This is a genomic window from Pantoea stewartii (assembly GCF_011044475.1).
GTDB lineage: Bacteria > Pseudomonadota > Gammaproteobacteria > Enterobacterales > Enterobacteriaceae > Pantoea > Pantoea stewartii.
Genome location: NZ_CP049115.1, coordinates 2,468,709 through 2,488,226 on the forward strand (window position 1 = coordinate 2,468,709; position 19,518 = coordinate 2,488,226).

Consider the following 19,518-nt stretch of genomic DNA (forward strand, 5'->3'; position numbering starts at 1 on the left):
GACGATGTCCTCAGGGCTTGACCAGGGGCGCAACAAAACGACTCGTGACAAAGGCGCTGTAATCATTACCGGCCTGCGGCACCTTGCCCTGTTCTTTCAGGAATTGCGCCGTGTCCACGATGGCTTTGTTCACCGGCTGCTGCAGTTGCGCCACCTGCTGGGCGGCGGTCAGATAGGTGTTGCCCTTAACCAGTCCAGGAATTTGTTGCTCGGGCACGCCGCTTAAGCGCGAAAGTTTACTGAGGTTATCAGGCTGTTTAAGCCACTGTTCGGGATGGTCCAGGTAGGCTTTCTGCGCCTCAATAGCGCTACGGGCAAAGGCGGTCACGATATCCGGATGCTGCTGCGCGAAGTCTTTGCGTACCACCCAGACATCAAGTGTCGGTGCGCCCCAGCGCCCGACCTGCGACGAATCCGTTAAAACGGTGCCATCTTTCTCCAGTTCATTCACCGCAGGTGCCCAAACGTAAGCACCGTCAATGTCCCCGCGTTGCCAGGCCGCCACAATCGCAGGCGGTTGCAGATTGACCAGTTGAACCTGAGACGGCTTAATCCCCCAGTGTTTTAATGCCGCTAACAAGCTGTAATGGGTGGTCGAAATAAAGGGCACGGCGATCCGCTTGCCGATCAGGTCCTGGGGACGGGTGATTGTTTTCTTCACGACCAGCGCTTCAGAATTGCCTAACTGAGAAGCCAGTAAAAAGGCTTCGATGGGGAGCTGCTGCGTTGCCGCAACGGCCAGTGGGCTGGAACCAATATTGCCAATCTGGACATCGCCTGATGCCAGCGCACGAAGCACGCCTGATCCGCTATCGAATTTGCGCCATTCGACCGTCGCACCGCTCTCTTTGGCAAACGTATTATCCGCCTGCGCCACCTTAGCGGGTTCAGCGGAGGTCTGATAAGCCACCGTTACGTTGACCGCGTTGGCCTGAAACGCCAGCACTGACAGGACCGCCGCCAGAATCGTGAGTCGCCCTTTTTGCATGATTTTTCCCCCATCATTTTTATGATGTGGGCAGTGTTGCTGGCAGAAGTAATTTCATAAAGGAATTAAAAGTTATCCCTAATAGAAAGAAATTCTTAGATCATCATCTGCAATAGATTGCCGTTATACGCAAATTAAATTTCAGACAAAAAGCCATAAATTTGTCAGGCGCTCACATCCTGGTTGTGCTATTGATATGCGCTATTATTTGCTCCCCGGTGAGGCTTGCGAGTTCGATGTCGATCGACAAAGTTGCCCTGTTAGCTGGCGTGTCTAAAGCCACGGTATCCCGCGTGCTTAACGCGCATCCTGGGGTAAAAGCAGATACGCGACAGAAAGTGCTGGATGCCATTGCCACAAGCGGCTATCAGCCAAACCTGCTGGCGCGTCAGTTGCGAACCTCGCAGAGTCATATGCTGCTGGTCCTGATCTCCGATATCACGAACCCTTTTTGCTCCCGAGTTGTTCAGGGCATCGAAGCTGAAGCAGAAATGCACGGCTACCATATTCTGCTGTGCAATTCGGCCCCACAGTTTAAACGTGAGTCGGCCTACCTGACCTTACTGACCGGCAAGGTGGTGGACGGCGTGATTACGATGGATGCCGCCGCCGGGCTGCAAAGCCTGATCGATATTATCGGTGATGCGCCCTGGATTCAGTGTTGTGAGTTTGATCCCGAGATTGCGGCCTCGTCCGTCTCCATCGATCATCTGGACGCCGCACGTGATACCGTCCATTATCTGGCCGGCCGGGGCCGTAAGCGCATTGCACTGGTGAATGGCGATATGCGTTATCTCTATTCTCAATATCGCGAACAAGGCTATCGAGAAGGCGTTGCGCAATCGGGGTCAGACTGGACGAATGTCGTCTATACCGAAGGCATTACCTGCGAAGAAGGCAGTCGGGCATTGCAGGAATTGTTGCGTTTAGCGGAGCCGCCGGATGCGGTATTTGCCGTGTCTGATGTGCTGGCGGTTGGCGTGGTGCATGCAGCGCTGGAGGCGGGCCTGCGTGTCCCGGAAGACCTTGCCGTCGTGGGGTTTGACGGCATTCCCTTTACCAGCAGCCTGAATCCACCGTTAACCACCATTGAACAGCCCATGTATCAACTGGGCGCGCGCAGCGTGCAGCTGTTGCTGAAAAAAATTCGCCAGCCGCACGCGCCGGTTGTTCGCGAAGTGTTGCCCTGGACGCGCCTGGAGCGCGCATCCAGCTAAGCTCAGTGCCAGATCAGCAATACGCAGGCCGCCGTTAACAGCCCCATGCTCAGGTTAAAGCGTTTCCAGGCGCGGGGACTACGTAAAATACGGCCGATCATCGCACCAAAGCCCATCCAGATAACGCCTGCAACCAGATTGACCATAACCATGCCAAGACTAATTAACAGGACAGAATGGCGATAGCCCGCACCGGCCAGACTAAAACTGGCGACGGCACCCAGCGCCATGAGCCAGGCTTTGGGGTTGATCAGTTGTAATAAGCCTCCCTGCCAGAACGGCATAGGTGCGACAGGCGCCGCATCGGTTTCCAGCTTCTCATAGGCTGCGGTGGCAATCTTCCAGGCCAGCCACAGCAGGTAAAGGCTACCGGCAATTTTCAGGATGAGATGCAGGGAGGGATAAAGCAGTATCAATCCACCCACGCCAAACGCTACCAGCAGCAGCATTAGCTGCATGCCGATCATAATGCCGATCATCAACGGGAGGGTGCGCAAAAAACCAAAATTGGCCCCCGAGGCGGTGAGTAACATATTATTAGGTCCGGGTGTAATCGCCGCGACCCAAAGAAAGCCTAATAATGATAAAAACAGACTGAGTTCCATTAACCCGGGTTCTCCTCCCTTAGTGAAAACTTATCGAAGCTAACAGTGTGATATGGAACAGACAAGCCTTTACAACATGAAATTTTCGGGCCCTGACGACGCGGCGTTCATTCCCCTGCCCGGTCTGGGCAACCCGCACCTGCAAACCATTCTGCCGCGGTTGATACGGCGGACGAAAAGGTTAACGCCACACTGGCAGCGGCTGGATTTACCTGACGGTGACTTTGTTGATTTGGCCTGGAGTGAAGATCCTCAGTTTGCCCGGCATAAACCGCGCGTGGTGCTGTTTCATGGCCTGGAAGGAAGTTTCCACAGTCCCTATATTCATGGCCTGATGCTGCAGTGCAAACAGCGTGGCTGGCTGGCGGTAGTAATGCATTTTCGCGGCTGCAGCGGTGAGCCGAACCGTCTGAACCGGATATACCACTCCGGTGAAACCGAGGATGCGCGTTTTTTCCTGCACTGGCTGACGACGCGCTGGGGCCGGGTGCCCACAACTGCTGTCGGCTTCTCGCTGGGCGGGAATATGCTCGGTTGCCTGTTAGGCCAGCAAGGTGATGAAGCCCTGATTGACGCGGGCGTGATTGTGTCTGCGCCCCTGATGCTGGAACCCTGCAGCGCCCGACTTGAGCGCGGCTTTTCACAGGTTTATCAGCGTTACCTGTTAAGCCAGTTAAAAAAGAATGCCCAGCGTAAACTGCGGGCCTGGCCCGACACGTTGCCGGTGAACCTCATTCAGCTTAACGCCCTGCGCCGTCTGCGGGACTTTGACGACGCGATCACGGCCCGGGCGCATGGTTTTGCCGACGCCACGGATTATTACCGTCGCGCCAGCGCTATGCCGCGACTTAAGTTCGTGACAAAACCGCTGCTCATCATCCATGCAAAAGATGACCCGTTCATGAGCGATGAGGTGATCCCGCAGCCTGCGCAATTATCTGCCACTATTACCTATCAGCTGACACAGCAGGGTGGGCATGTTGGTTTCGTCAGTGGCACCCTGCGTCAGCCTCGGTTGTGGCTGGAGCAGCGCGTGCCACAGTGGATTTCCTCTTATCTGGATAACTGATTCTGTGATTATTCCCTGGGAACAGGTTTCTCCCGAAACCCTTGAAAATCTTATCGAAGCGTTTGTTTTGCGTGAAGGCACGGATTACGGCGAGCAGGAGCTCAGCCTGACGGAAAAAGTCGCCGATGTGCGTCGTCAGCTTGAGCAAGGCGAGGTCGTTCTGGTATGGTCGGAACTGCACGAGTCGGTCAACATCATGCGCAAAAGCGAGTTTCGTGGCTGATGCAACGAACGGAAAATCGTGCTAACAATGCTCATCGCCCGACGTCACAGGGACTTCAACTATGTCTGCACGCCATCCGATTATCGCGGTAACGGGCTCCAGCGGAGCGGGAACCACCACCACCAGCCTGGCGTTCCGTAAAATTTTTCAGCAACTCGGTTTGCACGCTGCCGAACTGGAAGGGGACAGTTTTCACCGCTTTACCCGACCCGAAATGGACATGGCTATCCGAAAAGCGCGCGATCTGGGGCGACATATCAGCTACTTTGGCCCGGAGGCGAATGATTTTGGCCTGCTGGAGCAAACGTTCATCGAATACGGCGAACACGGTAAGGGTCAGTCGCGTAAGTATCTGCACACCTATGATGAAGCCGTTCCCTGGAATCAGGTTCCCGGCACCTTCACGCCCTGGCAACCGTTACCACCGGATACGGATGTGCTGTTTTATGAAGGCTTGCACGGCGGCGTGGTGACTGCACAACACAATGTGGCGGAAAAAGTCGATTTGCTGGTCGGCGTCGTGCCCATCGTCAACCTGGAGTGGATTCAGAAACTGGTGCGCGATACCAGCGAGCGTGGCCATTCACGCGAAGCGGTGATGGATTCGGTAGTGCGTTCCATGGAAGATTACATCAATTTCATTACGCCGCAGTTTTCACGAACCCATATTAACTTTCAGCGCGTCCCCACGGTGGATACCTCTAATCCCTTTGCCGCGCGCACCATCCCTTCGCTGGATGAAAGCTTTGTGGTTATCCACTTTCAGGGGCTGGAAGACATTGATTTTCCCTATCTGCTGGCCATGCTGCAGGGATCGTTTATTTCCAATATCAACACGCTGGTGGTACCCGGCGGCAAAATGGGACTGGCGATGGAGTTAATTATGGCGCCGTTAGTAAAACGGCTCATGGAAGGGAAACGGATTGAATAACCACAGAGGCCAGCCTGGCCTCTGTGAGATTACAGCGCGATCACTTCGTAGCTGTGGGTAATGTTGACGCCTTTGCCTAACATGATGGCGACAGAGCAATATTTTTCCGCTGACAGATCGACAGCGCGTGCCACGGCTTTATCCGAAAGTGCGTTGCCGCTGACGATAAAATGCAGATTGATATGGGTAAAGATGCGGGGGGCTTCTTCCCGACGTTCAGAGGATAGTTTCACTTCGCAATCAACCACATCGTTGCGGCCTTTTTGCAAAATTGACACAACGTCAATGGCGCTGCATCCCCCCGCCGCCATCAGCACCATCTCCATAGGGCTCGGCGCTTTATCGCCAGAATTGCCATCCATCAGTATCTGATGGCCGGACGATGATTCCCCCAGGAATGTTAACCCTTCAACCCATTTGACGCGTGCCTGCATAATTTTGACCTCAGAATACCCTGTTTTGGCTCAGCGTACGCTTTTGCCTGGGAAACAGCAATCCAGAGAAAACGCCATCTTGCTGAAGCGAGACAACACAAGACAGTCGACGTAAGCTGTGCTACAAACAGAGCTGAAAATATTTTTCGTCATCCGAAGACGAAGCCGGGAAGAATGATGCGCACTGCGCCGAATGCAGCCCGAATAATTTCCTGAATGGAAAGACGCTTAACGCTTACATCGCCTGGCAGGGAAACAGAGCCCTGTATTTTGGGCACGATTACAACAGAGGATAATAGCGAATGGTTCTCGGCAAACCGCAAACAGACCCTACACTTGAATGGTTCCTGTCCCATTGCCATATTCACAAGTATCCATCCAAAAGTACGCTCATTCATCAAGGTGAAAAGGCGGAAACGCTTTACTACATCGTTAAAGGTTCCGTTGCGGTACTGATTAAGGATGAAGAAGGCAAGGAGATGATTCTGTCCTATCTGAATCAGGGCGACTTTATTGGTGAGCTTGGCCTGTTCGAAGAAGGTCAGGAGCGCAGCGCCTGGGTACGTGCGAAAACCGCGTGCGAAGTGGCAGAGATTTCCTACAAAAAATTCCGTCAGCTGATTCAGGTGAATCCGGACATCCTCATGCGCCTCTCCTCGCAAATGGCGCGCCGTCTGCAGGTCACATCGGAAAAAGTGGGCAACCTCGCGTTCCTTGATGTCACCGGTCGCATTGCGCAGACGTTGCTCAACCTGGCGAAACAGCCGGACGCCATGACGCATCCTGACGGCATGCAAATTAAAATTACGCGTCAGGAAATTGGCCAAATCGTGGGATGTTCACGTGAAACCGTGGGACGTATTTTGAAGATGCTGGAAGACCAGAATCTGATCTCCGCACACGGCAAAACAATTGTTGTTTACGGCACGCGCTAAGCTTTATTCTTCACGGCATAATGGCAACGTTATGCCGTGAATTATTTGCGTTGAGCCGATGTGGCGAAGAATAATTTATCACCCTGAAGTTAACTATGCCCTGCGCCAGACACTGGTGTTGTGTCTCCCCGTCGCGCTCGGCTGGCTGTTTGGCGATCTGCAAAAAGGATTGCTGTTCTCATTGGTGCCTGCCTGCTGCAATATTGCCGGTCTGGATACACCCCACAAACGCTTCTTTAAACGCCTGATTGTCGGCGGCAGCCTGTTTGCCTTGGGTAGCTTACTGATGCAGTGGCTTCTGTTTAAAGACGTGCCCTTACCGCTTATTCTTTTCGCCCTGCCTTTGCTGCTGGGCGTGACAGGTGAAATCAGCCCACTGCACGCACGGTTACTCCCTGCCACACTGATCGCAGCGATATTTACCACCAGCCTGATTGGCCGCATGCCCATTTACGTACCGCCCCTGCTCTACATCGGCGGTACGCTGTGGTATGGCCTGTTTAACTGGTTCTGGTTTTGGCTGTGGAAAGAGCAGCCAATGCGTGAAAGCCTGAGTCTGATTTACCGCGAACTGGCGAACTATTGTGACGCCAAGTACACCTTGTTGACGCAACTTACCGATCCGGAGAAGGCGCTACCACCGTTGCTGGCGCGGCAACAAAAAGCAATCGACCTCATCAACACCTGTTATCAGCAGATGCATATGCTGTCCGCCAGCCGCGATCACAGTCATAAGCGACTGACCCGCGCTTTTCAGGTCGCACTGGATTTACAGGAACACATTTCTGTCAGCCTGCATCAGCCAGAAGAAGTGCAAAAACTGGTAGAACAAAGCCATGCAGAGGCCGTGATTCGCTGGAATGCGAAAACCATTTCCGCCCGTTTACGTGAGCTGGCAGACAACATCCTGTACCACCAACTGTCCAGTCGCTTTGATATGGACAAGCAGCTGGGGGCACTGGAAAAAATCGCCCGTCAGCACCCGGACAATCCGGTAGGAAATTTTTGCCTTTATCACTTCAGCCGCATCGCACGGGTACTGCGTACACAAAAGCCCCTTTATCAGCGTGATTTGATGGCGGATCGCCAGCGCCGTTTACCGCTTCTGCCCGCACTCAGAAGCTATCTCTCGCTGCGCTCATCTGCCCTGCGCACGGCCGGACGTTTTTCTGTGATGCTGATGCTGGGTAGCGGGCTGGCGCTGTTCTTTTCAATTCCCAAACCCTACTGGATTCTGATGACCATTATGTTTGTCAGCCAGAGTAACTACAGCGCCACACGGGTGCGTATTCAGCACCGTGCGCTGGGCACCTTTGCCGGGCTGGTGATTGCGGCGGCCTCGCTGCGGCTGGATGTCCCTGAACCGCTGGTGTTGAGCATCATGCTGGTGATTACCTTTATCAGCTATCGCTTTACCCGCCAGTTTTACGGCTGGTCGATGGTGGGGTTCACGGTCACCGCGGTATATACCCTGCAACTTCTGTCACTTAACGGCGCACAATTCTTACTGCCGCGCCTGCTGGATACCCTGATGGGCTGCCTGATTGCGTTTGGCGGAACGTTATGGCTTTGGCCGCAATGGCAAAGTGCCCTGCTACGACAGAACGCACATGATGTGCTTGAGGCTTTCCAGGACGCGTTACGCATGTTGCTTGGTCCGGAACAGTCTCCCGAGGTACTCGCCTATCAGCGCGTTAACGTTAATCAGGCCCACAATGCAGTCTTTAACTCACTAAATCAGGCGATGCAGGAGCCGGGGTTTAACGCACGCTATTTACAGGATATGCGTTTATGGGTCACGCACAGCCAGTTTATCGTTGAGCACATCAACGCCATGACGATTCTGGCACGCGAACATACCATGCTGCCGCCTACGCTGGCGGAGCACTATCTGCAATGGTGTGAAATTGCGCTGCAGCGTTGCCAGCAGCGGCTTGAATATGACGGCGAAAGTTCGCAAACCGATCTGTTACAGGGAATTGAAGATATCAACGAGGGACCGGTCACAGTACTGGAGCAGCACATCAGGCGCATTCTGGATCATCTTAAGGTGATGCACACGATCTCATCGCTGGCGTGGAACCAGCGACCGCATCATGGTCGCTGGCTGATTCGTAGTCTGGGTCGAAAATAACTCAGGCAGCCAGGACTTTCCCGACCGCTTTGGCAAAGCGCGCCATGCCTTCTTCAATATCGGCGGGTTCAATAATCAGTGAAGGGGCAAAACGCATCACATCCGTACCAGCCACCAGCACCATAACGCCTTCAGCCGCGGCGGCATTGAGGATATCGCGTGATTTTCCGGCATGTTGCGGCTTCAGGGCCGCGCCTACCAGTAAGCCTTTGCCGCGAATATCGCTAAACAGATCGTAACGGGCATCAATCGCCTTGAGTGCCTCGACAAATTGCTGGCGACGGGATTCCACGCCGTTCAGCACGTCTGGCGTATTGATCAGATCCAGCGCGGTTTCAGCAATCGCACAGGCCAGCGGATTGCCACCATAGGTGGTGCCATGCACGCCAGGAGCCATCGTTGACGCCACCTCCTCGGTGGTCAGCATCGCGCTGACAGGAAAACCACCGCCCAGCGCTTTCGCCGAAGTCAGAATGTCTGGCGTGACGCCGTAGTGCTCATAAGCAAACAGCTTACCGCTGCGCCCCATACCGCTCTGAACTTCATCCAGCACCAGCAACGCCTGATGTTTATCGCAGAGCTCACGCAGCCCCTGCATAAATTCTGGCGTGGCCGGCATGACGCCACCTTCACCCTGAATGGGCTCAACGACAATCGCACAGGTGTGGTCGTCGATAACGGCTTTCACTGCCGCCAAATCGTTGAATGGCACATGCACAATGTCAGCGGGTTTCGGGCCAAAACCGTCGGAATATTTTGGCTGGCCGCCTACCGTGACCGTAAACAGCGTCCGGCCATGAAAGGCATTATGGAAGGCAATAATTTTGCTTTTAAACGGGCTATGACGTTTACAGGCATAATAACGCGCCAGCTTAAACGCGGCCTCGTTGGCTTCTGCGCCGGAGTTGGCAAAAAACACTCTGTCCGCGAAGGTGGCGTTAATCAGTTTGCTGGCCAGGCGCAAAGCCGGTTCATTGGTGAACACATTGCTGGTGTGCCACAGGGTTTCGCCCTGTTTCTTCAGGGTTTCAATCAGCGCCGGGTGACAATGGCCCAGCGCGGTGACGGCAATCCCACCCGAGAAGTCGATATACTCTTTACCCTGCTGATCCCACACCCGGCTTCCTTTGCCTTTTACCGGTACAAACTGCGCAGGTGCATAAACAGGCAAAATAACCTGATCGAACGTTTCCCGTGTTACCGCAATGTTTTCCGCTGCCATTGACAACCTCGCAAACTGATGAGTTGATTCATGATGAAATAATAATCATGAAATATGCATAAAAAATCACTTAAAGGCAAACACAACTTTACTGTTGCAGGAAATTAGCGAGCAGTTGATGTCCCTGTTCGCTGAGAATACTTTCAGGATGAAACTGCACGCCTTCCAGTGCCAGCGTTTTATGACGGATGCCCATAATTTCGTCGGGCTGACCGTCACGTAAACTCCATGCGGTGACGTCAAATTCATCAGGCAGCGTATCGGCTTTCACAATCAGCGAGTGATAACGCGTTACGGTCAGCGGTTGATTCAGACCGCGAAATACACCACAGCCGTTATGCTGAACAGCAGACGTCTTACCGTGCATGACTTCGCGCGCACGCACGACCTGCGCACCAAACACCTGGGCGATGGCCTGATGCCCCAGACAAACGCCCAGCACCGGCAGTCGACCGGCGAAGTGGCGAATGGCCTGTAATGAGATCCCGCTCTGATCGGGCGTACAGGGGCCGGGTGAAATCACCAGGTGGGTTAACGGCAACGCCGTCATTTCATCCAGAGTGATGGCATCATTTCTTACCACCTGAACGTTCGCGCCCAGTTGGCAAAAATACTGGTACAGGTTCCAGGTGAAAGAATCGTAATTATCAATAAGCAGCAGCATGGTTATAATTTCAGGCAGATCAGAAGGATACGTACAAGGCCCGGCATCCGGAATGAGGACCAGAGCCGTATCTTATCATGCGGTGTGACGTGAGTGTGATGTGAGGAAAACAGACTATCAGGCGCAGGGAGACGCGCTCGCCTCCCTGGCGGGAACGGGGTTCAGACAGGGTGCGCTTCGCTGACGATGCTGGCAAAGACGTCTTCCAGCGGTTGTAAATCCCCTGCCGCACCGGCCTGACTGGCGCTGACCCACTCTTCCGGATTCAGTTTTTCCCATTCCAGCAGGTAACCTGCATGCAGGGCCAGTTGCTCAAAGAAAATACGCTGCGCCCGGCCATTACCTTCGCGAAAAGGATGAAGCATATTGATTTCGCAATAATACCAGGCAACGCGTTTCGCAAACTCAGCTAAAGGCAGATCGGCCAGGCCGTTCTCTTCTTCTAGCGCGGCCATGAGTGCATTACCCTCTTTTTCGATATATTCGAAGTGACAAAAAGGGGTTTCGTCGCGCCAGATGTCCAGCGTGCGGAGTTCGCCAGCCCAACTGTAGACATCCTGAAACAGCGTACGGTGAATGTGACACAGGTAAGGCAGGCCGATTTTGGGTGGGCCCAGTTCAAGTGTGGCAAGCCGGGCGGCGCTAAAGCTCAGTTCTGCTTTACGTAACTGTGCCTCATCATGAATATCGAGACGGTTTTTGAGGACCGTGTCGTTTTGCCACAGGTAGGGATCCTGCGTGACGGCAGTATTAGCAGCCATATTGCCTCCTTAAAGAGGCCAGACGGGCTTCCGCCTCTTCACCCTTAACCTCCGGTTCCGTCAGGGTAAAGCCTTCAAGCCGACAGCTTGCCCGATAGCTGGCATTCCGCCGCTGTCGCCAGAGCGCTGCCTTCTGTTTGTCTGTAAGTGTATTTGCCATACCGCCTCCTGCTCAGGTTTGCCCTAAGTATAAGAGCAAATTTTCCCTTTGCCGGAAACGGGATGGCAATCAAGACAATCAGGGCAGGACTTTTGCCGACAAAATGACCACCGGCTTGACGGGAACATTCTGGTAAGGCCCGACATCTTTGGTTGGCACCTGAGAGATTTTGTCCACGACGTCCTGGCCCTTCACGATCTTACCAAAGACGGCGTAGCCAAAATCGCGCTGACCATGATCCAGAAAGGCGTTGTCAGCGACGTTCAGAAAGAACTGGCTGGTGGCGCTGTCTTTGTCGGAGGTGCGCGCCATGGAGATGGTGCCGCGCAGGTTGCGCAGACCATTATCCGCTTCATTTTTGATCGGCGCATTGGTTTGTTTTTGCTGCATTTCATTGGTAAAGCCACCGCCCTGAATCATAAAACCCGGGATAACGCGGTGAAAAATCGTGTTGTTGTAAAAACCACTGTTAACGTAATCAACGAAGTTTTTAACGGAGATCGGTGCTTTTTGATTATTCAGTTCGAGTTCGATGTTACCGGCAGAAGTGGTCAGCAGGACATGCGTATCACCTTTGGCCGCTAAAGCTGAGGCAGAAACAGAAGAGAGCGCTAACAGGGCAACTGCCGCTGTCAAAGTACGTTTAAACATGAGTAATTCCTTACTTTGGAGAGCTAGCTCAAAAACGATATTGATTGTAAAGAGCATGTAATACAAGAGCCAGCGTTTTACCTATATTTACGCTAAACGCACCCAAAAACGCCTGAAAAAGATTGCTTCCGCTTCGTGACTAAAATCACAGTATTGATGAAATGAATGACAACAGTTTTCACTCTTAGTTTATTAAGATCACGGTTCCGTTTACAATTTCTGCCGCTTCAGCGCTCCCGCTTCCCAACAGGTTCAGAACATGACAAATCGTAATCGTATCGGCCTTACCTGGATTAGCTTTCTTTCCTATGCGCTCACCGGTGCCCTGGTGATTGTCACCGGTATGGTAATGGGTGATATCGCGAAAGATTTCCAGATTCCCATCGACAGTATGGGTAACACCTTCACTTTCCTGAACAGTGGCATCCTGGCTGCCGTTTTCCTTAATGCCTGGTTGATGGTCATTGTGCCGCTCAAACGCCAGTTGATTTTTGGCTTTGTGCTGATGGTATTAGCCGTTATCGGACTGATGACCAGCCGGGATCTGTCGGTATTTTCGCTGTGCATGTTCGTACTGGGCGTCGTCAGTGGTATCACCATGTCGATTGGGACGTTCCTGATTACCCACATGTACGAAGGCCGCCAACGGGGTTCACGCCTGCTGTTCACGGACTCCTTCTTTAGTATGGCTGGCACCATTTTCCCGATTCTGGCCGGCATTTTACTGGCACGTCATCTGCCGTGGTACTGGGTTTACGTCTGCATTGGCGTCATTTACGTCGGTATTTTTATCATGACGTTATTCGTGGAGTTTCCGGTTCTGCGTAAGCCAGAGAACAGCCCAACGGTTGAAAAAGAAAAATGGGGACTGGGCGTACTGTTACTGGCGATTGCCGCCTTATGCTACATTCTTGGCCAGCTCGGCTTTATTTCCTGGGTGCCTGAATATGCCACCAAAGTGATGGGCATGAATATTGATGATGCCGGTCAACTGGTAGGAAGCTTCTGGACCGCTTATATGGTCGGCATGTGGGTATTCAGCTTCCTGCTGCGCTTCTTCGATCTGCAACGTATTCTGATGGTACTGGCAGGACTGGCCACGGTGCTGATGTACTGGTTCGTAAGCAGCCAGGATGCAAGCATGTTGCGGTGGATTATTCTGACGCTGGGCTTCAGCTCAAGCGCGATCTATACCACCATCATTACGCTCGGCTCTCTACAAACCAAAGTCGCGTCTCCCAAGCTGGTTAACTTTATTCTGACCTGTGGCACCGTGGGTACCATGCTGACCTTCGTCGTTACGTCACCCATTGTGAAAAACAGCGGCGTGCACAGCGCGCTGCTAACGGCAAATGGCCTGTACGCCGTGGTGTTTATCATGTGTGCGTTGCTGGGCCTGGTGACCAAACACCGCTCGCACGGTCATATCACGCATTAATCCTCTCAGGGCGGCGGCAACGCGCCGCCCTTTGCTTCAACGCCTGAAGGTCACCGCTTCCCACGTTTCCAGACAGATTTTGCTCTCTGCGGGCTGCGTCGCCGCGATGACCTTTCCACGCCGAAGCGAATAACGCACCGGCACCTGCCGCCTGACCGCATCAAAACCGTTCTCTGCGGGCAGAATGATAAAACTGGCTTCATGACCGCGCTGAATACCGTACTCTGCTAAATTCAGCGTGTTGGCACTGTTGCGTGTAATCAGATCGAGCCCGGCATTAATTTGCTCGTACCCCATCAGCTGACACACATGTAATCCCATATGCAGCACCTGAAGCATATTGCCCGTACCCAGCGGATACCAGGGATCGAATACGTCGTCATGGCCAAAACAGACGTTAATCTCCGCCTCCAGCAGCTCTTTCACCCGGGTAATGCCGCGGCGTTTGGGATAGCTGTCAAAGCGACCCTGTAGGTGAATATTCACCAGGGGATTGGCAACAAAGTTGATGCCGGAGAGCTTCAGTAAGCGAAACAGACGAGAAGTATAAGCCCCGTTATACGAGTGCATCGCTGTGGTATGGCTTGCCGTGACGCGCGCACCCATCCCGTCACGGTGTGCCAGCGCGGCAACGGTTTCGACGAAGCGTGACTGCTCATCGTCAATTTCGTCACAGTGCACGTCTACCAGACTGTCGTAACGGTTGGCCAGCGCGAACGCTTTATGCAGGGATTCCACGCCGTACTCTCGCGTGAACTCAAAATGGGGAATCGCGCCGACGACATCCGCGCCGAGTCGCAGCGCTTCTTCAAGTAGCGCTTCGCCATTAGGGTAAGACAGAATGCCTTCCTGCGGGAACGCCACGATTTGAATCGTGATCCAGGGTGCCATCTCCGCTTTCAGTTCCAGCATAGCCTTGAGGGCGGTTAACGTCGGATCGGACACATCCACATGCGTGCGCACAAACTGTATGCCATTCGCGATCTGCCATTTCAGCGTTTGCATCGCGCGCCGTTTCACATCCTCATGACTCAATAAGGCTTTCCGCTCTGCCCAGCGCTCAATACCTTCAAACAGCGTGCCGGACTGATTCCAGGCCGGTTCACCCGCCGTTTGGGTGGTATCCAGGTGAATATGAGGCTCAATAAAAGGCGCGTACGCCAGGCCGCCTTCCGCATCCAGTGCTGCGCCCTCGGCTGACAGCTGCTGAGGCTGCGCCGTGATGCGGGCGATTTTTCCTTCCACGATCTCTATCTGCCACAGCCCTTCCCGGGTGGGCAAACGCAGATTGTTTATCCAGCGAAGTGATGCTGTTGTCATTCCGGGCTCCTCATGCGTTAAGCGCTGCGAAGTAAAGCTAACACGATCTCTCTGCCCTGCTCCAGATGACTTTATTCGTTATTTAAATCACTTAGCGCGTACGAGGCCGAACCGGTGCCCTGCCTCTGCGGACAGGTCAGGCGCGGGAGCAAAAGGTCGGGGACGAATAAGATGACATGATTACCGAAAGCGAAACGCAGGAAGGGTTGGCACACGTTCCGCTCCGTTTGCGCGTGGTACCTAGCCGTCATTTTCCTTTGTCGGCAGCGTGGTCAGCCTGCGCCGCCCATTACGCCGGGGGGAAAATCAAAACGGCGAGCCTTCGCTCGCCGTTTGACTTACAACGTTACCGATCAGGGTTGAGAAACAAATCCGACCGCTTCATAGACTTTTTTCAGGGTTTCCTGCGCCTGGGCACGGGCTTTCTGTGCACCGTCACGCATCACCTTTTCCAGCAACGCTTCGTCGTTGCGGAAGCGATGATAACGTTCCTGCAGGTCTGTCAGCATGCCCGATACGGCTTCTGCGACCGCGCCTTTCAGGTGCCCGTACATTTTGCCTTCGAACGCCTGCTCCAGCGTGGTCACCGGCGTACCGGTTACGCCTGACAGGATGTCCAGCAGATTCGAGACGCCCGCTTTCTCTTTAATGTCATAGCGGATAACCGGCGGCTCTTCAGAGTCGGTCATCGCACGCTTAATCTTTTTAACCACCGATTTGGGATCTTCAAGCAGGCCGATCACATTGTTGCGGTTATCATCCGACTTAGACATCTTTTTCGTCGGTTCCAGCAGCGACATCACGCGTGCGCCTGATTTTGGAATGAACGGCTCCGGCACCTTGAAGATATCGCCATACAACGCATTAAACCGGCTCGCAATATCACGGCTCAGCTCAAGATGCTGTTTCTGATCTTCACCCACCGGTACCTGCGCGGTCTGGTAAAGCAGAATGTCGGCAGCCATCAGCACCGGATAACTGAACAAACCCGCGTTGATGTTTTCTTCATAGCGTGAGGATTTGTCTTTGAACTGGGTCATGCGGCTCAGCTCACCGAAATAGGTGTAGCAGTTCAGAATCCAGCTGAGCTGCGTGTGTTCCGGCACATGCGACTGAACAAAGATGGTGCTCTTCTCGGGATCGATGCCGCAGGCCAGATAGAGCGCCAGCGTATCTAAGGTGGCTTTACGCAGTGCAACCGGATCCTGGCGCACGGTGATGGCGTGCAGATCGACGATACAGTAAATGCAGTGGAAATCGTCCTGCATCTGCACCCACTGACGCAGCGCACCCATATAGTTGCCAATGGTCAGTTCGCCGGACGGCTGTGCGCCGCTGAAAACGATGGGTTTGCTCATGCTTATGTCCTGATAAATTAAAGCCCGATAGCGGGCAAAAGTTCGTCAAAAGAGTCAAGGGTCAGATCGGGCTGGCTGCTGGCAATGGGTTCACCATAGTTATAGCCAAACGTCATGCCGACATTGGGTACGCCGGCAGACTGCGCGGCCAGAATATCATTGCGTGAATCCCCGACAAACAGCAGTTGTGAGGGCAGCAGCCCCCATTTACCCAACACCAGAAAAATCGCGGCAGGATGCGGTTTTTTAACCACCACATCATCGCCACCAATGATCAACGAAAACGCCTGGTCGATTCCCAGCGATTGCAGCAGCGGCGCGACAAACGGCGTCGGCTTATTGGTCACAATCGCCATCGGCATGCCTGTGGCCTGTAACCGTGTCAGCGTCTCTTTGACCTGAGGAAACAGGGTACTGCCCGCCTCCACCGTGCTGGCATAATGTTTGTCAAACAGCACACGCGCATCACGCTGCTCGTCCGGGTGTGGCTCGCGCCCGAGTGCCCAGGTCAGCGCACGGCACATCATAACGTCGGCACCATTCCCAATCCACGTTGATACGCGCGCCACGCCAGCAGCAGGCAACGCCAGGTCTGCCAGCGTCAAATCGATCGCATCCGCCAGCCCCGGCGCGCTGTCAACCAGCGTACCATCCAGGTCAAAGGCCAGCCCACGAATATCAGTGAAATGAGCCATTCGCTTTCTCCAGCTCGTTCCGCATGTCGTCGATCACTTTCTTGTAATCCGGATGGCCAAAGATGGCCGAACCGGCAACGAACATATCTGCACCCGCTGCCGCGATTTGCGCAATGTTATCAATCTTCACACCACCGTCGACTTCAAGGCGAATGCTGTAGCCGCTCTGATCAATCCGCTTACGCGCTTCACGAAGCTTGTCGAGCGTGCCGGGGATAAATGACTGACCACCAAAGCCGGGGTTCACCGACATCAGCAAAATGATGTCCAGTTTATCCATCACATAGTCGAGGTAGCTGAGCGGAGTGGCAGGATTAAAGACCAGGCCTGCTTTGCAACCGTGCTCTTTGATTAACTGCAGCGTGCGGTCAACGTGCTCGCTCGCTTCGGGGTGGAACGTGATGTAGGTCGCGCCAGCCTTGGCAAACTCGGGGATTAACGCGTCCACTGGCTTCACCATGAGATGCACATCGATCGGGGCTGTGATGCCATAGTCACGCAGCGCTTTCAACACCATCGGTCCCATTGTCAGATTCGGCACGTAGTGGTTGTCCATTACGTCGAAGTGAACCACGTCGCCTCCGGCCGCCAGTGCCTTCGCGGTGTCTTCACCCAGGCGAGCAAAGTCTGCCGAAAGGATGGAAGGGGCCAGCAAATATTGTTTCATCCGATTCTCCACTGTTGTGCGCCAGCATGATGGCTGGCGTAGTACCCTGGCCGCGGACGAAACAGACTAGCTATAGAGTGCCAGCAGTTCGTCGACCTTGGTGCGACCGGTTATGCTTCGGCTAATAGAACGCCGGACTTTGACCACATGTAACACGGCATCCTGATACCAGCAACGCGTCAGTTCCGTATCATGGTTAGAAATCAGGACCGGAATTTGACTCTCAGACGCCAGCTTTGCGGCCAGTTGCGCCAGATGCTGCTGCTCATGCAGGCTAAAACTGTTGGTGTGGTAAGCCGTGAAGTTAGCCGTTGCGGACAGCGGCGCGTACGGCGGATCACAATATACCACAGAGCCTTTTTGGGCATTGTTCAGGGTAACATCGTAGGATTCACAGACAAACGTCGCCTTTTGCGCCCGTTCGGCAAACCAGAGCAGCTCGGCTTCCGGGAAGTAAGGTTTACGATAGCGCCCAAACGGCACATTGAACTCACCACGCAGATTGTAACGGCACAGGCCGTTGTAGCAGTGGCGATTCAGATAGAGGAACAGCAGCGCACGCTGATAAGCGTCATGACTGAGGTTAAACTCCGTGCGCAGTTGGTAATAACGGATTTCGCTGTTTGTTTCGCTGGTAAACAGTAAACGCGCATCGCGAATAAAATCCGCCGTGCGCGTTTTGACAATATTGTAGAGATTGATGAGATCGTTGTTGATGTCGGCCAGATGATAGCGATCAAAATCGGTGTTAAGAAACACGGAGCCCGCGCCAACGAAGGGTTCGATCAGGCAATCACCTTGCGGCAAATGACGGTGGATCTCTTCGACTAAGGGAAATTTTCCCCCCGCCCATTTCAAAAAAGCGCGATTTTTTTTCATGCTGTCGTGGTAATTACATCTTATTGTGAGGCTGTGGTTGAACCGACAGCAGATCTGCGCTTAAAACAGGGCCCGCATGGGCAGGCCCCACATCACTTATTGACTGGCTTCTTTCCTGACCTGACTGACCGGTTTCACCCAGGGATTCTGTGCACGTACCTCTGCAGGCAATGTCGCAACGGCACGCTTTGCGTCGGCCGGCGTGGCGTAAGAACCACTGACCAGCACATACCAGGGTTGACCATTGCGCGTGGTTTTATACACATGGTACGCACTCAGGTTTTGCTTCTTCGCCCAGGCATTCAGGCTTTCCGCTTTAGATGCGCCGCTCAACTGCAACGTGTAGTTGCCGCCCGGTACTGATTTGCTGGCCGTAGCGCTACTGCCCGCCGCTTTTGCCGGCGCGTTATTCACGGATGAGTGCGCTGGCGTTGTGTGGGTTTTATGCTCGCTGGCTGCGGGTTTAGACGCCGTTCTGGCAGGCTCACGCGTATGACGCGGCGTGACGGGTGCCTGCGCGGCGTTTTGACGACCTGTAGCGGGAAGACTCGCCGCTGCACCTGCTTTCCCACTCACCGTAGCGGGTGCGGTCGGCAGAGAACTGCTGCCTTCTGCACCCTGTGCGGCGCCATCCACCTGCTGTTGCTGGTTGGTCAATGCGCTGTTCAGGTCACCGGGTAATGTAATGCGTTGCTGATTAGCCGGGGTTTCAACCGGGGCTGCCTGCGTGGGTGTGGATGCAACCGGTGGCATGGAAATATCACGTGGCGCATTTGTCGCCCCCGCTGCCGGTTCCGCTCCTGCTGCATTCGGAGTGCCGGTGGAAGGCTGTGCTGTTCCCGTGGCGTTCTGACCGCCGCTCATGGCGGTGGAGCCGCTGAGATCAATATTTTTTCCGTTGCCCGATCCTGCGGCCCCGCTGGTGGCGGTGCCTTTGTCAGTAGAGGACGACGCGGATTTGCTGTCGTCAGCGCCGTTGAGCGCTGAGCCAATGCCCAGCACGAGCAGCAGCAACACAAGGATACCGACGCCCATCATGACGTGCTGGCGCGAGACCGGAGCTTTCGTCGCAGAGGACGATTTACGTGGGCGCGAGGGACGACGGTCACTGGCGTCAGGTTTTAACTCATCATCCGGTTTGAACTCATCCATTTTGCCTCCTCCGTA

The 19,518-nt window shown here is 54.1% G+C and carries 21 protein-coding genes; 7 read left to right on the top strand and 14 right to left on the bottom strand.

Features of this window, described 5'->3' with window-relative positions; genetic code table 11:
* Positions 1–10: 10 nt before the first annotated feature.
* Positions 11–988, bottom strand: coding sequence for a taurine ABC transporter substrate-binding protein (tauA, locus tag G5574_RS11815; protein ID WP_033741547.1), 978 nt, complete (start codon positions 986–988; stop codon positions 11–13).
* Positions 989–1,224: 236 nt separating this feature from the next.
* Here tauA and G5574_RS11820 point away from each other — a divergent pair, with 236 nt between their 5' ends.
* Entirely contained in the window at positions 1,225–2,205 is a 981-nt protein-coding gene (locus G5574_RS11820) for a LacI family DNA-binding transcriptional regulator (RefSeq protein WP_164482651.1), read from the top strand.
* 2 nt (positions 2,206–2,207) lie between these two features.
* Here G5574_RS11820 and G5574_RS11825 read toward each other — a convergent pair whose 3' ends face one another.
* Positions 2,208–2,810, bottom strand: a complete 603-nt coding sequence (locus G5574_RS11825) for a LysE family translocator (RefSeq protein WP_033741549.1) — start codon at positions 2,808–2,810, stop codon at positions 2,208–2,210.
* 52 nt (positions 2,811–2,862) lie between these two features.
* On the opposite strand from G5574_RS11825, the gene G5574_RS11830 reads away from it, so the two are divergent.
* The 3 genes from G5574_RS11830 to G5574_RS11840 all read left to right on the top strand — a co-directional run bounded on the left by G5574_RS11830 (position 2,863) and on the right by G5574_RS11840 (position 5,033).
* On the top strand, positions 2,863–3,879 hold the full coding sequence (locus tag G5574_RS11830) for a hydrolase (RefSeq protein WP_006120557.1): 1,017 nt from the start codon (positions 2,863–2,865) through the stop codon (positions 3,877–3,879).
* A gap of 4 nt (positions 3,880–3,883) precedes the next feature.
* Positions 3,884–4,102 (top strand): YheU family protein, encoded by a 219-nt coding sequence (locus G5574_RS11835; RefSeq protein ID WP_033741550.1) that lies wholly within the window; start codon positions 3,884–3,886, stop codon positions 4,100–4,102.
* 61 nt (positions 4,103–4,163) lie between these two features.
* A complete protein-coding gene (locus G5574_RS11840; protein WP_033741552.1) occupies positions 4,164–5,033 on the top strand; it encodes a phosphoribulokinase in 870 nt (289 codons plus the stop codon).
* A 29-nt stretch (positions 5,034–5,062) separates the two neighbouring features.
* On the opposite strand, the gene G5574_RS11845 is transcribed toward G5574_RS11840, so the two are convergent.
* A complete protein-coding gene (locus G5574_RS11845; protein WP_162286694.1) occupies positions 5,063–5,467 on the bottom strand; it encodes an OsmC family protein in 405 nt (134 codons plus the stop codon).
* A 302-nt stretch (positions 5,468–5,769) separates the two neighbouring features.
* Between G5574_RS11845 and crp the strand changes: the two genes are divergently transcribed.
* Positions 5,770–6,402 carry a cAMP-activated global transcriptional regulator CRP gene (gene crp / locus G5574_RS11850; RefSeq protein WP_000242758.1) on the top strand — a complete coding sequence of 211 codons (633 nt, stop codon included), beginning with the start codon at positions 5,770–5,772 and terminating at the stop codon, positions 6,400–6,402.
* Positions 6,403–6,460: 58 nt separating this feature from the next.
* Positions 6,461–8,536 (top strand): YccS/YhfK family putative transporter, encoded by a 2,076-nt coding sequence (locus G5574_RS11855; protein WP_033741557.1) that lies wholly within the window; start codon positions 6,461–6,463, stop codon positions 8,534–8,536.
* 1 nt (position 8,537) lies between these two features.
* Here G5574_RS11855 and argD read toward each other — a convergent pair whose 3' ends face one another.
* The 5 genes from argD to ppiA all read right to left on the bottom strand — a co-directional run bounded on the left by argD (position 8,538) and on the right by ppiA (position 11,994).
* Positions 8,538–9,758 carry a bifunctional acetylornithine/succinyldiaminopimelate transaminase gene (gene argD / locus G5574_RS11860; RefSeq protein ID WP_033741559.1) on the bottom strand — a complete coding sequence of 407 codons (1,221 nt, stop codon included), beginning with the start codon at positions 9,756–9,758 and terminating at the stop codon, positions 8,538–8,540.
* Positions 9,759–9,846: 88 nt separating this feature from the next.
* On the bottom strand, positions 9,847–10,422 hold the full coding sequence (locus G5574_RS11865) for an aminodeoxychorismate synthase component II (protein ID WP_006122311.1): 576 nt from the start codon (positions 10,420–10,422) through the stop codon (positions 9,847–9,849).
* A 161-nt stretch (positions 10,423–10,583) separates the two neighbouring features.
* Positions 10,584–11,183 (bottom strand): putative adenosine monophosphate-protein transferase Fic, encoded by a 600-nt coding sequence (locus G5574_RS11870; protein WP_006120990.1) that lies wholly within the window; start codon positions 11,181–11,183, stop codon positions 10,584–10,586.
* Positions 11,173–11,343, bottom strand: a complete 171-nt coding sequence (locus tag G5574_RS11875) for a YhfG family protein (RefSeq protein WP_006120991.1) — start codon at positions 11,341–11,343, stop codon at positions 11,173–11,175. Before G5574_RS11875 ends, G5574_RS11870 begins: the two co-directional genes overlap by 11 nt.
* 78 nt (positions 11,344–11,421) lie before the next feature.
* Positions 11,422–11,994: a peptidylprolyl isomerase A gene (ppiA, locus tag G5574_RS11880; RefSeq protein WP_033741562.1), complete on the bottom strand. Its 573-nt coding sequence runs from the start codon at positions 11,992–11,994 to the stop codon at positions 11,422–11,424.
* 259 nt (positions 11,995–12,253) lie between these two features.
* Between ppiA and tsgA the strand changes: the two genes are divergently transcribed.
* A complete protein-coding gene (gene tsgA, locus G5574_RS11885; RefSeq protein ID WP_006120993.1) occupies positions 12,254–13,432 on the top strand; it encodes an MFS transporter TsgA in 1,179 nt (392 codons plus the stop codon).
* A 36-nt stretch (positions 13,433–13,468) separates the two neighbouring features.
* Here the strand turns inward: tsgA and G5574_RS11890 are convergent, their stop codons facing one another.
* From G5574_RS11890 to G5574_RS11915, 6 genes are all read right to left on the bottom strand, one after another.
* Positions 13,469–14,752 (bottom strand): cytosine deaminase, encoded by a 1,284-nt coding sequence (locus G5574_RS11890; RefSeq protein ID WP_164482652.1) that lies wholly within the window; start codon positions 14,750–14,752, stop codon positions 13,469–13,471.
* A 353-nt stretch (positions 14,753–15,105) separates the two neighbouring features.
* Entirely contained in the window at positions 15,106–16,110 is a 1,005-nt protein-coding gene (gene trpS, locus G5574_RS11895) for a tryptophan--tRNA ligase (protein WP_006120995.1), read from the bottom strand.
* Positions 16,111–16,127: 17 nt separating this feature from the next.
* Positions 16,128–16,805, bottom strand: a complete 678-nt coding sequence (locus G5574_RS11900; RefSeq protein ID WP_006120996.1) for a phosphoglycolate phosphatase — start codon at positions 16,803–16,805, stop codon at positions 16,128–16,130.
* Entirely contained in the window at positions 16,789–17,472 is a 684-nt protein-coding gene (gene rpe / locus G5574_RS11905) for a ribulose-phosphate 3-epimerase (RefSeq protein WP_006120997.1), read from the bottom strand. Before rpe ends, G5574_RS11900 begins: the two co-directional genes overlap by 17 nt.
* A gap of 66 nt (positions 17,473–17,538) precedes the next feature.
* The gene (gene dam, locus G5574_RS11910) at positions 17,539–18,351 is read right to left on the bottom strand and encodes an adenine-specific DNA-methyltransferase (protein WP_006120998.1); all 813 of its coding nucleotides are present in this window, start codon (positions 18,349–18,351) and stop codon (positions 17,539–17,541) included.
* Positions 18,352–18,447: 96 nt separating this feature from the next.
* Complete coding sequence (locus tag G5574_RS11915; RefSeq protein ID WP_033741569.1) at positions 18,448–19,503, bottom strand: SPOR domain-containing protein; 1,056 nt, start codon at positions 19,501–19,503, stop codon at positions 18,448–18,450.
* Between the last annotated feature and the right edge of the window lie 15 nt (positions 19,504–19,518).

What these genes read in the sequence shown, in the direction of transcription:
- crp (WP_000242758.1), top strand. Translation starts at nt 5,770, where the DNA reads ATGGTTCTCGGCAAACCGCAAACAGACCCTACACTTGAATGGTTCCTG.
- G5574_RS11825 (WP_033741549.1), bottom strand. Translation starts at nt 2,810, where the DNA reads ATGGAACTCAGTCTGTTTTTATCATTATTAGGCTTTCTTTGGGTCGCG.
- argD (WP_033741559.1), bottom strand. Translation starts at nt 9,758, where the DNA reads ATGGCAGCGGAAAACATTGCGGTAACACGGGAAACGTTCGATCAGGTT.
- G5574_RS11865 (WP_006122311.1), bottom strand. Translation starts at nt 10,422, where the DNA reads ATGCTGCTGCTTATTGATAATTACGATTCTTTCACCTGGAACCTGTAC.
- G5574_RS11870 (WP_006120990.1), bottom strand. Translation starts at nt 11,183, where the DNA reads ATGGCTGCTAATACTGCCGTCACGCAGGATCCCTACCTGTGGCAAAAC.
- G5574_RS11875 (WP_006120991.1), bottom strand. Translation starts at nt 11,343, where the DNA reads ATGGCAAATACACTTACAGACAAACAGAAGGCAGCGCTCTGGCGACAG.
- tsgA (WP_006120993.1), top strand. Translation starts at nt 12,254, where the DNA reads ATGACAAATCGTAATCGTATCGGCCTTACCTGGATTAGCTTTCTTTCC.
- tauA (WP_033741547.1), bottom strand. Translation starts at nt 988, where the DNA reads ATGCAAAAAGGGCGACTCACGATTCTGGCGGCGGTCCTGTCAGTGCTG.
- G5574_RS11820 (WP_164482651.1), top strand. Translation starts at nt 1,225, where the DNA reads ATGTCGATCGACAAAGTTGCCCTGTTAGCTGGCGTGTCTAAAGCCACG.
- G5574_RS11845 (WP_162286694.1), bottom strand. Translation starts at nt 5,467, where the DNA reads ATGCAGGCACGCGTCAAATGGGTTGAAGGGTTAACATTCCTGGGGGAA.
- G5574_RS11855 (WP_033741557.1), top strand. Translation starts at nt 6,461, where the DNA reads ATGTGGCGAAGAATAATTTATCACCCTGAAGTTAACTATGCCCTGCGC.
- dam (WP_006120998.1), bottom strand. Translation starts at nt 18,351, where the DNA reads ATGAAAAAAAATCGCGCTTTTTTGAAATGGGCGGGGGGAAAATTTCCC.
- G5574_RS11890 (WP_164482652.1), bottom strand. Translation starts at nt 14,752, where the DNA reads ATGACAACAGCATCACTTCGCTGGATAAACAATCTGCGTTTGCCCACC.
- rpe (WP_006120997.1), bottom strand. Translation starts at nt 17,472, where the DNA reads ATGAAACAATATTTGCTGGCCCCTTCCATCCTTTCGGCAGACTTTGCT.
- G5574_RS11830 (WP_006120557.1), top strand. Translation starts at nt 2,863, where the DNA reads ATGGAACAGACAAGCCTTTACAACATGAAATTTTCGGGCCCTGACGAC.
- ppiA (WP_033741562.1), bottom strand. Translation starts at nt 11,994, where the DNA reads ATGTTTAAACGTACTTTGACAGCGGCAGTTGCCCTGTTAGCGCTCTCT.
- G5574_RS11840 (WP_033741552.1), top strand. Translation starts at nt 4,164, where the DNA reads ATGTCTGCACGCCATCCGATTATCGCGGTAACGGGCTCCAGCGGAGCG.
- trpS (WP_006120995.1), bottom strand. Translation starts at nt 16,110, where the DNA reads ATGAGCAAACCCATCGTTTTCAGCGGCGCACAGCCGTCCGGCGAACTG.
- G5574_RS11900 (WP_006120996.1), bottom strand. Translation starts at nt 16,805, where the DNA reads ATGGCTCATTTCACTGATATTCGTGGGCTGGCCTTTGACCTGGATGGT.
- G5574_RS11915 (WP_033741569.1), bottom strand. Translation starts at nt 19,503, where the DNA reads ATGGATGAGTTCAAACCGGATGATGAGTTAAAACCTGACGCCAGTGAC.